Here is a 14,958-nt window from a genome sequence, read left to right on the forward strand (position 1 = left end):
ATATCGGGTTCCCGCAACCGCTAATCCGTGGCTGATATCCGCGTTGCGCGCTATCAAACGTTTGCGACGGGTGTGTGTCAAGGGTTGTTCCGAACTGATCGATGCCGAACGGAGTGAGATAGTTTCAATGCGGGATGATCGGCGCATGGTTCATGAAAGCAACACGAAATACGGCTAGATCGCAGCTCATGAGAGGCTGAAAATGGAACAGTCCGTACGCAACTTCGCCCTTTCGACTAACGGCCAATCCGTGACTTTTGACATCGTTGTGCAAAGGCGCGCGATAGGATGTTCGATCACGCGCGATGCGCTCGAACAGCATTTCTGGCTGGAACGTGGCGCGGACGAATTGCACCTCACGAAGGCATTCGGCAACGGTCAGCGCCGCATCGCGGCAGTGGCCGAACGCAAGGCGCTTGCGAAGGGCTCGACGCACGTGTCGATTACCGCGGACGATTTCGAATACCGTTAGACGTCGCCGTGCCGCGTTCAATGCACGCCGAAGCTGCGCGGAACGCGGCTACGCGCGGCTCGTGGCCGCGCGGGGTAGCACACAAGCCTGTCACACTTCATTTCCCGTTCTGCCGATACTTGCGTCGTCGCGTGTCGTGCTTCTCGAAGACTGCTCGAATGCGATGCGGGAACGATTTGGGCGCGGACCTATAGATTGAAGCGTGCTCTTGAAGTTAGTGATCCTTCTTTAATCTGGGATTCTTCTTCGAGTTCTGCGAGCTTTTGTACAGCGGCTACGTTCGCCGGTATTTGCAGCGAACATCGTCAGGGCTTTCGAGCGAGCCTGCAGACCTTGTGAACTTCCGGTGCCTCGTTTGTCGAGCCGTTTGTCGGCATTATTTACCGTATTTCTGATCTAGCCGGTTTTGTAGAGGCCCGGAACGACCGCCTAAATGCGTCGAGTTGGAAAAAATTTCCGGTTAATGAGTATTCCAACGAGCGCGTTGTGGTCATGACACATGCACTTGCATAACGGCGCTAAGGGTTTATACTAGGAACTGTCTCCTCCATGTCTCCTCTTGATATGGATTCGGCCCACCGCCTTGGTGGGCCTTTCTTTTTGTCCCTTCTTTTCTGAACAGATATCCGGCTGCGGACTGCTGTAAGCGCGGCTCTTCGATCAAGCGTTCCGACCGACCATCGACAGCGTGTTCGCGGCATGAACGTGGTGATGGAGAAGTATTCCCGCATTCGGCGTGCGGCGCGCGGGCGTCACGCGGGAAGGGTCCCCGCGCTGGTCATTCAAAAGCAGATCCGATAGTTGAAAAGAAAATGGCCGGTGCGATACACCGGCCATTTTCTTTTCACCGCGATGCTCAAGCAGTCATCAAGCTTCGAGCGCAAGCGTCGCGAAAGTGGCGAGCCAATGCTCACCCATATAGTCGCCGGCGACGTGCCGCAACGCGCTTTCCAGATGGATGTCGGCGGCTTCGAACAGCACCGCGCGGCGCGGATCGTCGTTCGGCAGCGCGCGCGCAAGCGATCGCTGGCACCACGCGCGGCTCAGATTCAACCCGTCCAGATGCGCGATCTTGCCGTCGCTGCGGTCGGTGACGGTGGCGGGCACGAACAGGGTCGCGGGTTGGCGCTGTGCGAGATCGGGCAGAAAGCATGTGAACCATCCGTCGAACTCGGCGGGCGGCAACACGCGCCTCATCAACTCCGCTTCCATCAGCGCAGGCGACAGGAACTCGTCGCCCGATGGCTCCCACGCCTGGCAACCTGCATCGTTCAGATACCAGCGCTTCGCCGTTTCGACGATCAGCATGGCCAGCGAATCGCGTTGCGTGCGATGTGCGAATTCGAGCGTAAGCGCCAGTGCAAATGCGGTGTTGAAATGCGTGCCGACGCGCAGCGGATAAGTCGCCTTCGGCAAGAACTCTTCGAAGCGTTCGACGAATGCATCCGTTAGCGGCTCGATCGTCTTCGACCAGCGTTCGGCTTGTGGCAGCTTCAGCGATGCGGCCTGGCCCGACAGCGCAAGCAGCCATGCCCAGCCATACGGCCGCTCGAAACCGCGGTTATGCGGCAGGTCGAGATAGGCGCGTTCTCCCGCGACCTTTTGTTCAGTGAAGTGCTCGTCGACGACGGCAATGATGTGCGGCGCCTCGGGCAACTCGGGAAAGCGTTCGAGCAGATGCAACAACAACCAGTAGCCATGCACGCACGAATGCCAGTCATAGCTGCCGTAGAAGATGGGATGCAACTCGCGCGGACCTTGCACGTCCTGAGGACCGGCGAGCGAGTGCGTGAGCTTGTTCGGATACTCGCGCGTCAGATGAGCAAGCGCGAGGCCAGCGAATTTCGATGCGATTTCAGATGTGAGCACGGCATTCATCGACGCCTCGTCATAACGGACATAGGGGTTACGGTAAGCCTTCAATCCGTTTGCTCGGGCACGCACGGGCCGAACATCGTGTTGAAGGCGAGGAGCACATTCTGCCCCTATCGCCCCCTTTCTGTCATGTGCGAGACGCGTTGTTAGCGCGTGATCCGAGTACTGTTACGACAGTCCCAATTGCCGCGCGGTTGCATCGATGGCTTTTTTCGCCTTCGATACCACTTCGTCGATCTCGCTCTTCGTGATGACGAGTGGCGGCGAGAGCAGCATGCGGTCGCCCGTTGCGCGCATGATCAGATTGCCGTTGAAGCAGAAGTCGCGGCAGATAGTGCCCACGTCGCCGCCGTTTTCGAAGCGCTTTCTGTTCTTTGGGTTCTGCGCGAGCTGAATGCCCGCGACGAGACCCGCGCCCGCCACTTCGCCGACGATGGGGTGACCGGCGAACGTCTCGCGCAGCGACTGCTGAAAGTACGGACCCGTTTCGTTCTTCACGCGCTCGACAATCTTTTCGTCGCGCAGCAGTTTCAGATTCGCGACGGCGACGGCAGCGGCGACGGGATGCCCCGAATATGTGAGGCCATGATTGAATTCACCGTTCTCGATGATCGCCTTGGCGATGCGGTCATGCAGGCCGACAGCGCCCATCGGCACATAACCGCTTGTCAAACCCTTGGCCATCGTGATCAGATCCGGTTCGAAGCCGAAATGCAGATGCGCGAACCATTCGCCCGTGCGGCCAAAGCCCCCGATCACTTCATCGGCGACGAGCAGCACGTCGTACTTGCGGCAGATGCGCTGGATTTCAGGCCAATACGTCGACGGCGGAAAAATCACGCCGCCTGCGCCCTGGAACGGCTCGCCGATAAACGCCGCGACGTTCTCGGCTCCCAGGTCGAGAATTTCGGTTTCGAGTTGCCGTGCGCGTTCGAGGCCGAATTCTTCCGGCGTCATGTCGCCGCCTTCGCCGAACCAGTACGGCTGATCGATATGCACGATGTGCTCGACCTGCGACGGCATCTGTTCATGCATGTAGCCCATGCCGCCGAGCGTGCCGCCCGCGATCGTCGATCCGTGATAGCCGTTCTTGCGCGAGATGACGAACCTCTTCTGCTTCTGGCCTTGCGTCGCCCAGAATTGATGGACGATGCGCAGCACCGTGTCGTTGCCTTCCGAGCCGCTGTTGCAGTAGAAGAAGTGATTGAAAGGCGCGGGCGTCAGTTCGGCGAGCAGCGCCGACAACTCGATCACGGGAGGATGCGTCGTCTTGAAGAACGTATTGTAGAAGGGCAGTTCCTGCAATTGCCGATAGGCCGCGTCCGCGAGTTCCTTGCGGCCATAGCCGACGTTCACGCACCACAGCCCCGCCATGCCGTCGATGATCTTGTTGCCGTCGGAGTCCCACAGATAGACGCCTTCGGCCTTCACGATCACGCGGCTGCCCGCGCGATTCAACGCACCCATATCCGAGAACGGATGAATGTGATGCGCGGCGTCGAGCGCGCGATATTCCGCCGTGCTGCGCTGCTGTCGCGATGCGCTGGTCTTTGCGGTTGACTGCACGGATTGTGCGTAAGTGAGTTCTTCTGTTCTGTAGCTCATGTTGCCTCCAGTTGTCTCGCGCTTGCACGTCGCGTTCCGGGTACTTCGATGAATTGCGGCTTAGACGTGCAGCAGCAAATGCTTGCGTTCCCACGAACTGATCACGCGGAAAAACGCCTCGTATTCGGTTTCCTTTAGCGTGAGATACGCCTTGACGAACTGCTCGCCCATGATTTCGGCAAGCGGCTCGCATGCGGCCATCAGCGTGAGCCCTTCTTCGAGATTGCGAGGCAACTGATACGGCAACTGGTAGCCGTCGCTCGAGAGCGGTTCCGTGGGCGTCAGACGCTGCGTGATGCCGAGATAGCCGGCGGCGAGCGTGCCGGCTATCGCGAGATACGGATTGCAGTCGACACCCGGAATGCGATTCTCGATACGGCGCGCTTGCGGACTCGAATGTGGAATGCGGAACCCGACCGTGCGATTGTCGTAGCCCCATTGCACATTGATCGGCGCGGCCATGAAGCGCGACAGCCGTCGATACGAATTGATGTACGGCGCGAAGATCGGCATCAGCGCGGGCGTGTACTTCTGCAGTCCCGCGAGGTATTGATTGAAGAGCGCGGTCGGCTTGCCGTCGCTGCCGGTGAAAAGGTTCTGCCCCGTCTCTTCATCGACGATGCTTTGATGCACATGCATCGCCGAGCCGGGTTCGCCCTCCATCGGCTTCGCCATGAACGTCGCGTACATGTGATGACGCAACGCCGCTTCGCGCACGGTGCGCTTGAAGAGAAACACACGGTCCGCGAGATTGAGCGGGTCGCCATGCAGGAAGTTGATTTCCATTTGCGCGGCGCCTACTTCGTGAATCAGCGTGTCGACTTCCAGTTCCTGAATGTCGCAGTACTCGTAGATGTCTTCGAAAAGCGGATCGAACTCGTTGACGGCTTCGATCGAATAGGCCTGGCGTCCCGTCTCGGCGCGCCCCGTGCGCCCGACGGGAGGCTGCAAAGGCAGGTCGGGGTCCTTGTTCATGTCGACCAGATAGAACTCAAGCTCCGGCGCGACGACGGGCTTCCAGCCTCTCGCCTTGTAGAGATCGAGCACGCGGCGCAGTACTCGGCGCGGCGAGATCGCGACGGGCGTGCCGTCGAAATGCACGCAGTCGTGAATCACCTGCGCGGTCGGATCGACGGCCCACGGGATGATGCGGATCGTCGAAGGATCGGGTACGCACACCATGTCGGGATCGGTGACGCCCGTGAGCGAGCCGTCGTCGGGATACTCGCCCGTCACGGTCTGGATCATCACGGCCTGGGGCAGCCGCATCGATTCTCCCAATTCGAACTTGCTGCGCGGAATGATCTTGCCGCGCGCGATGCCCGCCATGTCAGGAATGATCGCTTCGATTTCGGTGATGTGATGCTTCTTCAGAAATTCATCAATGTCTTGCATGATCGTTCTCTCTGTTTTATTGCGCGAGACGGGGATCAGGCGTGCGCTCTTGCAGCCGATCCCGTCTTCATACGCATTCGCTCGCGGCACGCTGCGCCAAACGCGCGGAAGATTGCTGTCGATAGCGCATCGTTCGCATGCTTCCATTCCGGATGCCATTGCACACCCAGCGCGAAAGCACGCGCATTCGCGACGCTGATTGCTTCGATCAAACCGTCAGGCGCGTGGGCTTCGACCGTGAGGCCGTTGCCGAGCCGCTCGACGCCTTGTCCGTGCAGTGAATTGACGCGCGCTTCGCTTGCGCCGCCGGCGAGCTTCTGCAACAGCCCGCCTTGCACGAGACGCAGCGCATGCGAAGGCCCGTACTGCACGTCGAGGTCATCGTCCTTGTTCTCGCGATGGTCGTCGTAGCCGTCCACCGTGTGAACGCTTTGATGCAACGTCCCGCCGAATACGACGTTCATTTCCTGAAAGCCACGGCAAATCGCAAGAACGGGGATGCCCGCGTCGATGGCGGCGCGCATCAGCGGCAGCGTCGTCGCGTCGCGTGCGGGGTCGTGTAGCGTGCCTGGCGCGCTCGCACGACCGCCGTAGCGATGCGGCTCGACGTTCGAATCGCTGCCCGTAAACAGCAGGCCGTCGACGTGCGCGAGCACGCCTTCGGGCGTTTGCCGTTCGCCTAACGCCGGCACCAACATCGCCAGCGCCTGCGAGCCGTCGACCACGGCCGCGATGTACTTCTCGCCGACCACATGAGATGGATGAGCGCCCCTCATCGTTCTGTCGGCGCTGATGCCGACCAAAGGTTTCGTTTGCATGACTAATCGTATTCGTTGATTGCTGCACTAACGCGACACGCATTGCAAAGGCCACTGTGTACGTGGCTGCGTGCGCGCGGCACGATTCCGCGGCCGTGCGCAACGCGCAAAGCCGCTTCAGGAGTGCTTGCTCGCCACGGTCGTCAGCGGATGGCGCCGCGTGTCGCGATCAGATACGCAGTCCGGTTTGCTCCGCTGCGTGCGACTGCGGGCGTGCAGCGACGCGTGCCCGGCGCAGGGGCGAGCGCAAGCGAAGACGCGGCGCAATGACGCGCGCGAAGCATCGGCCCGCGAGCGGGCCCGGCAGCGGAAGATGGAGAGACGCTAGGGCAAGAGCGATGCGACACCGTCGGTGTGCACCGCGATGAAGGCACGCGCTGAAATGGAGTTATGACGTCGGACGGAACGGCGCGACAGGATCGTGGAGACGGACAGAAAGCGGCGAAACGCACGCCTGCCGTTGCTGCCGTCGGCGATGGCGTTGTCATCGCGAAGACACCTCGCGAACTGACTACGATCCCACCTTATCAAAGGGCCTCGGACTCTCACGATGACACTCGACTGGCACGTAGAAGTATTGAGCGCCTCACACAAAAAACGCATCAATAAAAAAGAAAACGGGACGCCGGGTTGTCATTCAAAATACATTGTTTATCGCTATGACGCCGCTCGAATTGCTCAGCGCATTGGATAACCGAACGAAAGAACATCAACCTGCCATCAGCATATACGAGTCGTAAACGCCGGAAAAGCGTTTTCGTCAATTTATGCGGGCTTACCCTGAGCTATCTATCGATATTCAAATCGGCATTTGAATGCGGCAGGTATATAGAAGTGTCGATTTTTTGCAGGGTTTTCCCCGGCGGCAGTCGATTTAAAGTGACGAGTATATTCAATACACGTGTGTGCTATTCGAACCGCTGTTCTCGCACAGTTCTCGCTCATGAAACAGAATCGCGTGAGTTCTTCTGTCAGCTCATTGAAGAAGAAGCGGGCATGTATTTCGACGAGCGCTGCGGAATTCTTCACATTTGAAATCAAAGCGGAGTGCGCAGCCGTCTCACGCTGCGCAGAGATGCCGTACCACGGCGAACGCGCAAGGCTGGTGCTTTGCGTCACTTGTATGACATTGAGGCATCCTGATGGACAAGACGACATTGGCTTACTGGCATGAAAAGGCTGCGGCACTTGCAATCGAAGGCCGCGCGTTTATCGACGGCGAGTATCGGGCGGCTGAAAGCGGGCGCACGTTCGACTGTGTGAGTCCCATCGACGGCAAAGTACTCGCTCAGGTCGCCGATTGCGGCGAAGCCGACGTGAATGCGGCCGTGGGTGCCGCGCGCCGCACGTTCGAGGCAGGCGTGTGGTGCGGACTCAATCCGCGTCAGCGAAAGGCGAAGCTGCTCAAATGGGCTGCGCTGATGCGCGAACATCTCGACGAGCTTGCGCTGCTCGAAACATTGGATGCAGGCAAGCCGATCGGCGATACGACGTCAGTCGATGTGCCGGGCGCCGCGTATTGCGTCGAATGGTTTGCTGAGGCGATCGACAAGGTGGGCGGCGAAGTGGTGCCCGCGGATCATCATCTCGTCGGCCTCGTGACGCGCGAGCCGCTGGGTGTCGTCGCCGCCGTCGTGCCGTGGAATTTCCCGATCCTGATGGCGTCGTGGAAATTCGGACCCGCACTTGCGGCGGGCAACAGCGTTGTGCTGAAGCCATCGGAGAAGTCGCCGTTGTCGGCGATTCGCGTCGCGCAACTCGCGCTTGATGCTGGCATTCCTGCGGGCGTATTCAACGTGGTGCCGGGCGGTGGAGACGCAGGCAAGCTGCTCGCGTTGCATCGCGATGTCGATTGCCTCGCATTCACCGGGTCGACGAATGTCGGCAAGCTGATCATGCAATACGCAGGGCAATCGAATCTTAAGCGCGTATGGCTGGAGCTGGGCGGCAAGTCGCCGAACATCGTGCTGCCCGATTGCCCGGACCTAGAGCGCGCGGCAAAGACGGCTGCGGGCGCAATCTTCTACAACATGGGCGAGATGTGCACGGCCGGTTCGCGGCTGCTCGTGCATCGCGACATCAAGGACGTGTTTCTCGACAGGCTCATCGACGCGGCGCGCGGCTATATACCGGGCAATCCGCTCGATCCGAAAACGTCGATGGGCGCGATCGTCGATCAGCTTCAGCTGGATCGCGTGCTCGCGTATATCGAAGCGGGCCGCGCCGAAGCGAAGCTGTTGCATGGCGGTTCGCGCGTGCAGCAGGAAAGCGGCGGCTTCTATATCGAGCCGACTGTTTTCGACGTATCGCAACGCACCGCGAAGATCGCGCGCGAAGAGATCTTCGGGCCGGTGCTGTCGGTGATCACGTTCGATTCGATCGACGATGCCGTGAAGATCGCCAACGACAGCGACTACGGTCTCGCCGCAGCCGTGTGGACCGCAAACCTGACGACGGCACACGAAGTCGCGCGGCGTTTGCGCGCAGGCACCGTGTGGGTCAACTGTTATGACGAGGGCGGCGACATGAACTTCCCGTTCGGCGGCTACAGGCAATCGGGCAATGGCCGCGACAAGTCGCTGCATGCGCTGGAAAAGTATACGGAGTTGAAGTCGACGCTCGTTCGCCTGCGTTGAGTGACTCGCGCACGGGTACGAGTATTGAGCCGGGCGCAGGCGCGCTCATGATGCGCCGCGTCCGGGCATCGGCATGCCTTGCTCGCGGCACTCGACAGGGCAGCCGGCCTTCAGGCACGGCTTGTCGTCGCAGAATCGGCAGAGTTGCATCGCGTGCGATGCGTCGCGTGTTTCGTTCCAGAGTATCTTGATCAGCAGGTCTTCGAAGACGGCGCGTTCGTCGTCACCGAGTCGTCCGACGATGCGCTCCAGCAAGCGTCCACGCACCGTGCGCAAGCGGCTGGCTTCGCGACGCCCCGCAGGCGTCAAAGCCAGCGCGACCGAGCGCTTGTCGCTGCCTGCCTTCTTTTCGACGAGGCCCGCGTCGACGAGCCCAGCGACTGCGCGCACGGCGGCGGGGTGTGACAGAGCGACGGCTTCGCGCAGCACTTCGATCGACGAATCGGGATACTGGCCGATGGCATTGAGCATCGCGCGTGCGGTCGGTCCGGCGAGTTCGGGCAGCGTGGATCGCGAACTCAGATCGTCGTTCACCAGAACGGCGACCACACCGAGCAGGTTTGCCGTGCGCTGGATCATGACGCCACCTCGACGTGTGCAATGTGCATATGTGCATGATGCACATATCGATACACGGATTCAACGCGAATCCGGCTGACCCTCTTTTTTTCGTTTTTCAGTGAATTGCGCGGAAATATCCAGTAACGGATTCGTAACTCATCGACGAGTCGCTTCGACTATTGTTCTTATACCGGACTCCGGATTTACATACTGGCGTGTCGACGAAGATGAACAGAACACAGATCACGAGAAAGCTTGCCGTGCCGGCGCTCGTCGTCGGAACGATGCTTGCGTTGGGCGGTTGCGCCGTTGCGCCGCCCAGCGGGCCGAGCGTGGTCGCGCTGCCGCGCAAGGGCGAGCCGCTCGAGCAGTTCCAGCAGGACGATTACGCGTGCCGCGACTACGCGTTCCGCAGCACCGATGCGAATGGCGCGTCGCAGGCGGCGACGCACAATTCGGTGAACAGCGCGGCCGTCGGCACGCTCGGGGGCGCCGCGGTCGGCGCGCTGTTCGGCGCGGCGGCGGGCAACGCAGGCGCGGGCGCGGCGATCGGCGCGGGCAGCGGATTGCTGCTCGGCGGCGCGACAGGTGCGAACAGCGCGTCGTATTCGGCTTACGGTTTGCAGGCGCGCTACGACGCCGCCTACGCGCAGTGCATGGTGGCGAAGGGCAACTCAATCGCGCAGCCGCCCGCGCCCTCGTACTACTCGGCGCCGCCCGTCTATTACGCGCCGCGTCCTTACTACTACTATGGCCCGCCGGGCGTGGTCTACTCACCGTATCCCTATTACTGATCGGGCGTGAGCGAAAGACGCGAGTGCCTCACGTCTGGACATGTGCAGCATGCACATATCCGCGCTGTCTCTTGCTGCGCGATGAAAGCGATGAAAGTGATGAAGGCGATGAAAGCCCGTCAGTCCGGTGCGTACTTGAACTCGGGCAGCGCCTCCAGCGATGACTTCGTCGCGTCCGGCATCGTCACCTGCTTGCTGTTGATCTGCAGATCGCTGAATGGCACGGCGACATAGTGCTTGCCCATGCCGAGAAAGCCGCCCACCGAAAGTATCGCGAACGCAGTGTGATCGGACGGCGAGACGACCAGATCGTCGATGATGCCGATCTTGTCCTTGTCGCGGTTATAGACAGTCGCGCCCGAGAGCTTCGATGCGCGAAAGCCGGTGCCTGTCTGCATGACCTCGGTGTGGCGCTCGGTGATCGACTGCTGCGCGCCTTGCGCGAGCGCCGATGTCGTGACGAGCGCGGCCAGCAGACCTGCGAGGCCGATCCGGCATGTTCGATTGAATGCTTGTTGCACGATGGTCCTCCCTGTCGACCATAGTTGGCGCCTGTGACGCGTGCTGTCCTGATCCCATGCATGGACGTGCATGGCGTAACCGTCATTCTTTTTGATGAACGGTGCGCACCCTACGGCTTGTCGTCCTCGTAGTCGGGGTTCACGTCGGGATCGAGTGGCGGAGCGTCCGGGTCCTGCGGCGGACCGACGTTAGGCACGTCGGTTTTGACAGTCCCGGGTGAGGGCGAATCGGACTGATCGTGGCGGATCGGATCGTCGCCTTGGCTGGGCTTCGTGGGCATGGCCGGTCGTCCTTGGGTTCATTGCTGGCATAGGTGTTGCCAGCAAGTAGCGCTCCCGGCCGGGCGCTCGCGTGCGATCTACGCGTTCTCGCCGTTTTTCGCGGTTGCAGTTGCCGTCTCGCGTGGTTTCGCCTGCTTTTGCGCGGCCTCGGCTTCCGCGAGCCGGCGCGCCGCTTCGCCCACTTCCTGGCGGAACTGCACGAGCGCGCTGAGCGATGCGTCGGGCGGTTGCAGCGCCGACCACAGCACGTCGATCAGACGGTCGGCCGTCGCATCGATATCGCTGCGGCGATTGCCGAGCGTCGCGTCCCACAGCACATGCTCCATCGGGCCGAACACCAGCGAGCGCAACAGGCGCAGCGGCATGTCCGAGCGGATCTGGCCGGTTTGCTGGCCCTGCGAGAGCACGCGCATCAGCGGCGCGGTATAGCGCCGTTGCAGGCCCGTCAGTTCTTCGCTGAGCTCGTGCTGGCGCGTGCGTCCCTCGGACAGCACGAGCGCGCACAGGCCCGTCCCGTTGACCAGCATCAGCCGCAAATGCGTGCGGACGATGAACGCGAACTGCTGGCGGATACTGCCGTCGCGAGGCAGGCCCGACTCGATGGCCTCGATGATCTCGTCGTACCAGTCGCCGATCACGCGTGCGCACAGTTCGCGCTTGCCGCGAAAGTAGCTGAATACGGTGGCCTCGGAAATGCCGAGCCGTTGCGCGATTTCCGCCGTGGTCGCGCGCTCGTAACCCTTTTCGGAAAACACGTCGCGGCCCGCCTGAAGAATTTCCTTCACGCGCTGCTGCGATTTGCGTCCCGCCGGCTGGCGGCGCGATCCCGGCACTTCGGCCCTTGCTACGCCCATCATATGAGTCCAGTTCAGATTTCAGGGCAGGAAAGCCCCGCTGTGGCCGATACTACCACGGCAAATAGCGGTTCAGCGCGCACTTAACGATTTTGAGTGACACTCAAAAATACCGATTGACGCATACGTAAATCTGGAGTGAAATGCGGTCTATGCTGTCGCGCGCCGGTCATTCGGGCACCATCGGCCATCACACCGGCTGCGCGGCCGACAAGCTGGCTGAGCCCCGCTCAGAAAAAACGGTTGATGCGATGCGGCGCGCACCTGCGCGTGGTCCGCGCACGATGAACTCCTGGAGACACACAAATGATTAACCTGCCCGGTTTGCAGTTCCCGCTTGGTGAAGAGATCGAGATGCTGCGCGACAGCCTCGCGTCGTTTGCGGCAAAGGAGATTGCGCCGCGCGCGGGCGAAATCGACCGCACCGATCAATTCCCGATGGACCTGTGGAAGAAGTTCGGCGATCTGGGCGTGCTGGGCATGACCGTCTCCGAAGAGTACGGCGGCGCGAACATGGGCTACACGGCGCACATGGTCGCGATGGAGGAGATTTCGCGGGCGTCGGCATCGGTGGGTCTTTCTTATGGCGCGCACTCGAACCTGTGCGTGAACCAGATCCACCGCAACGGCAACGAAGCGCAAAAGCAGAAGTACCTGCCGAAGCTGGTGTCGGGCGAGCACGTCGGCGCGCTTGCGATGAGCGAGCCGAACGCGGGCTCGGATGTCGTCAGCATGAAGCTGCGCGCCGAGAAAAAGGGCGACCGCTATGTGCTGAACGGCACGAAGATGTGGATCACGAACGGCCCGGATTGCGACACGCTCGTCGTCTATGCAAAGACCGACATCGAAGCGGGCCCGCGCGGCATTACGGCGTTCATCGTCGAGAAGGGCATGAAGGGGTTCTCCGTTGCGCAGAAGCTCGACAAGCTCGGCATGCGCGGCTCGCACACGGGCGAGCTGGTGTTCGAGAACGTCGAAGTGCCGGAAGAGAACATCCTCGGTGAACTGAACGGCGGCGTGAAGGTGCTGATGAGCGGCCTCGACTACGAACGCGCGGTGCTCGCGGGTGGCCCGACGGGCATCATGATGGCCGTGATGGATGCCGTCGTGCCGTATATCCACGACCGCAAGCAGTTCGGCCAGTCGATCGGCGAATTCCAGCTGATCCAGGGCAAGGTCGCCGATCTGTACACCACATTGCAGGCGTGTCGCGCGTATCTGTACGCGGTTGGCCGCCAGCTCGACACGATCGGCGCGGGACACGTGCGCCAGGTGCGCAAGGACTGCGCGGGCGTGATTCTCTACACGGCCGAAAAGGCCACGTGGATGGCGGGCGAAGCGATCCAGATTCTCGGCGGCAATGGCTACATCAACGAGTACCCGGTGGGCCGTCTGTGGCGCGATGCGAAGCTCTATGAAATCGGCGCGGGCACGAGCGAAATCCGCCGCATGCTGATCGGCCGCGAACTGTTCGCGGAAACGATGTAAAGCACGCGCATCGAAAAGGAGAACAACGCGATGCCGATCATCGAATCGAAGTTGAATCCGCGCTCCGACGATTTCCGTACGAACGCGGCCGCGCTCGAAGCGCTCGTCGAAGACCTGAAAGCGAAGATCAGCAAGCTCGCGTTGGGCGGCGGTCCCGCCGCGCGCGACAAGCATGTGTCGCGCGGCAAGCTGCTGCCGCGCGATCGCATCGCGCAACTGCTGGATCCGGGCACGCCGTTTCTCGAACTGTCGCAGCTTGCGGCGTTCGGCATGTATCACGACGATGCGCCGGGCGCGGGTGTCATCACGGGCATTGGCCGCATCGCGGGCCAGGAGTGCGTGATCGTCTGCAACGACGCGACCGTGAAGGGCGGCACTTACTACCCCGTCACGGTGAAGAAGCACGTGCGCGCACAGGAAATCGCGCAGGAAAACCGCTTGCCGTGCGTGTATCTCGTCGATTCGGGCGGCGCGAATCTGCCGAACCAGGACGACGTGTTCCCCGACCGTGACCACTTCGGCCGCATCTTCTACAACCAGGCGAACCTCTCCGCGCAAGGCATTCCGCAGATCGCCGTCGTGATGGGCTCGTGCACGGCGGGCGGCGCGTATGTGCCCGCGATGAGCGACGAGTCGATCATCGTGAAGAACCAGGGCACGATCTTTCTCGGCGGCCCGCCTTTGGTCAAGGCGGCGACGGGCGAAGAGGTCAGCGCGGAAGATCTCGGCGGCGGCGACGTGCATACGCGTCTGTCCGGTGTCGCCGATCATCTCGCGCAAAACGATGCGCACGCACTGGCGATTGCGCGCAGCATCGTCGGCAATCTGAACCGGCGCAAGGACATGCCCGTCACGATGCAGGAGCCGAAGCCGCCGCGCCATGACGTGAAGAGCATTTACGGCGTGATTCCCGTCGATACGCGCAAGCCTTTCGATATCCGCGAAGTGATCGCGCGCATCGTCGACGATTCCGCGTTCGACGAGTTCAAGGCGCGCTACGGCACGACGCTCGTGTGCGGTTTCGCGCATATCTGGGGGCACCCGGTCGGCATCGTCGCGAACAACGGCATTCTGTTTTCCGAGTCCGCGTTGAAGGGCGCGCACTTCATCGAGCTGTGCGCGCAGCGCAAGATTCCGCTCGTGTTCTTGCAGAACATCACGGGCTTCATGGTGGGCCGCAAGTACGAGAACGAGGGCATTGCGCGCAATGGCGCGAAGATGGTGACGGCCGTCGCAACGGCGAAGGTGCCGAAGTTCACGGTGATCATCGGCGGCTCGTTCGGCGCGGGCAACTACGGCATGTGCGGCCGCGCGTATTCGCCGCGTTTCCTGTGGATGTGGCCGAACGCGCGTATCTCGGTGATGGGCGGCGAGCAGGCGGCATCGGTGCTCGCGACCGTGAAGCGCGACGGCATCGAAGCGAAGGGCGGCACGTGGACGGCCGAGCAGGAAGAGGCGTTCAAGCAGCCGATCCGCGAGCAGTACGAGCATCAGGGCCATCCGTATTACGCGAGCGCCCGCTTGTGGGACGACGGCGTGATCGATCCCGCGCAGACGCGCGACGTGCTGGGTCTCGGGTTGTCGGCGGCGATGAATGCGCCCATCGAAGACACGCGCTTCGGCGTATTCCGCATGTGATGCCATCGATCGAGGAGCC

General features: G+C 61.4%; 15 protein-coding genes. 6 read left to right on the forward strand and 9 right to left on the reverse strand.

Features of this window, described 5'->3' with window-relative positions:
• Nucleotides 1-202: 202 nt before the first annotated feature.
• Complete coding sequence (locus VSR68_RS33165) at nucleotides 203-472, forward strand: DUF1488 family protein (RefSeq protein WP_342943806.1); 270 nt, start codon at nucleotides 203-205, stop codon at nucleotides 470-472.
• A gap of 867 nt (nucleotides 473-1,339) precedes the next feature.
• Here the strand turns inward: VSR68_RS33165 and VSR68_RS33170 are convergent.
• The 5 genes from VSR68_RS33170 to VSR68_RS33190 all read right to left on the reverse strand — a co-directional run bounded on the left by VSR68_RS33170 (nucleotide 1,340) and on the right by VSR68_RS33190 (nucleotide 6,696).
• On the reverse strand, nucleotides 1,340-2,350 hold the full coding sequence (locus tag VSR68_RS33170; RefSeq protein WP_342943895.1) for a DUF2891 domain-containing protein: 1,011 nt from the start codon (nucleotides 2,348-2,350) through the stop codon (nucleotides 1,340-1,342).
• 165 nt (nucleotides 2,351-2,515) lie between these two features.
• Complete coding sequence (locus VSR68_RS33175) at nucleotides 2,516-3,952, reverse strand: aspartate aminotransferase family protein (protein ID WP_342943807.1); 1,437 nt, start codon at nucleotides 3,950-3,952, stop codon at nucleotides 2,516-2,518.
• 60 nt (nucleotides 3,953-4,012) lie between these two features.
• On the reverse strand, nucleotides 4,013-5,347 hold the full coding sequence (locus tag VSR68_RS33180) for a glutamine synthetase family protein (protein WP_342943808.1): 1,335 nt from the start codon (nucleotides 5,345-5,347) through the stop codon (nucleotides 4,013-4,015).
• Nucleotides 5,348-5,382: 35 nt separating this feature from the next.
• Entirely contained in the window at nucleotides 5,383-6,165 is a 783-nt protein-coding gene (locus tag VSR68_RS33185) for a gamma-glutamyl-gamma-aminobutyrate hydrolase family protein (RefSeq protein ID WP_342943809.1), read from the reverse strand.
• 324 nt (nucleotides 6,166-6,489) lie between these two features.
• Nucleotides 6,490-6,696, reverse strand: a complete 207-nt coding sequence (locus VSR68_RS33190; RefSeq protein ID WP_342943896.1) for a hypothetical protein — start codon at nucleotides 6,694-6,696, stop codon at nucleotides 6,490-6,492.
• A 19-nt stretch (nucleotides 6,697-6,715) separates the two neighbouring features.
• Here VSR68_RS33190 and VSR68_RS33195 point away from each other — a divergent pair, with 19 nt between their 5' ends.
• Nucleotides 6,716-6,859 carry a hypothetical protein gene (locus VSR68_RS33195; protein ID WP_342943810.1) on the forward strand — a complete coding sequence of 48 codons (144 nt, stop codon included), beginning with the start codon at nucleotides 6,716-6,718 and terminating at the stop codon, nucleotides 6,857-6,859.
• Between the two features lie 448 nt (nucleotides 6,860-7,307).
• On the forward strand, nucleotides 7,308-8,801 hold the full coding sequence (locus VSR68_RS33205) for an aldehyde dehydrogenase (RefSeq protein ID WP_342943811.1): 1,494 nt from the start codon (nucleotides 7,308-7,310) through the stop codon (nucleotides 8,799-8,801).
• 45 nt (nucleotides 8,802-8,846) lie between these two features.
• Here the strand turns inward: VSR68_RS33205 and VSR68_RS33210 are convergent, their stop codons facing one another.
• On the reverse strand, nucleotides 8,847-9,380 hold the full coding sequence (locus VSR68_RS33210; RefSeq protein ID WP_342943812.1) for a MarR family winged helix-turn-helix transcriptional regulator: 534 nt from the start codon (nucleotides 9,378-9,380) through the stop codon (nucleotides 8,847-8,849).
• Nucleotides 9,381-9,589: 209 nt separating this feature from the next.
• On the opposite strand from VSR68_RS33210, the gene VSR68_RS33215 reads away from it, so the two are divergent.
• The gene (locus VSR68_RS33215) at nucleotides 9,590-10,156 is read left to right on the forward strand and encodes a glycine zipper family protein (RefSeq protein ID WP_342943813.1); all 567 of its coding nucleotides are present in this window, start codon (nucleotides 9,590-9,592) and stop codon (nucleotides 10,154-10,156) included.
• Between the two features lie 119 nt (nucleotides 10,157-10,275).
• Here the strand turns inward: VSR68_RS33215 and VSR68_RS33220 are convergent, their stop codons facing one another.
• From VSR68_RS33220 to VSR68_RS33230, 3 genes are all read right to left on the reverse strand, one after another.
• Entirely contained in the window at nucleotides 10,276-10,677 is a 402-nt protein-coding gene (locus VSR68_RS33220) for a PRC-barrel domain-containing protein (protein WP_428983643.1), read from the reverse strand.
• 110 nt (nucleotides 10,678-10,787) lie between these two features.
• Nucleotides 10,788-10,958, reverse strand: a complete 171-nt coding sequence (locus VSR68_RS33225; RefSeq protein WP_342943814.1) for a hypothetical protein — start codon at nucleotides 10,956-10,958, stop codon at nucleotides 10,788-10,790.
• Nucleotides 10,959-11,036: 78 nt separating this feature from the next.
• Nucleotides 11,037-11,816 (reverse strand): TetR/AcrR family transcriptional regulator, encoded by a 780-nt coding sequence (locus tag VSR68_RS33230; RefSeq protein ID WP_342943815.1) that lies wholly within the window; start codon nucleotides 11,814-11,816, stop codon nucleotides 11,037-11,039.
• Between the two features lie 303 nt (nucleotides 11,817-12,119).
• Between VSR68_RS33230 and VSR68_RS33235 the strand changes: the two genes are divergently transcribed.
• Nucleotides 12,120-13,301: an isovaleryl-CoA dehydrogenase gene (locus VSR68_RS33235; RefSeq protein ID WP_342943816.1), complete on the forward strand. Its 1,182-nt coding sequence runs from the start codon at nucleotides 12,120-12,122 to the stop codon at nucleotides 13,299-13,301.
• Nucleotides 13,302-13,331: 30 nt separating this feature from the next.
• A complete protein-coding gene (locus VSR68_RS33240; protein ID WP_342943817.1) occupies nucleotides 13,332-14,939 on the forward strand; it encodes a carboxyl transferase domain-containing protein in 1,608 nt (535 codons plus the stop codon).
• The last annotated feature ends 19 nt before the right edge of the window (nucleotides 14,940-14,958 follow it).

Source organism: Paraburkholderia phymatum, from assembly GCF_038900715.1.
In the GTDB taxonomy this organism is placed as follows: Bacteria; Pseudomonadota; Gammaproteobacteria; order Burkholderiales; family Burkholderiaceae; genus Paraburkholderia; species Paraburkholderia phymatum_A.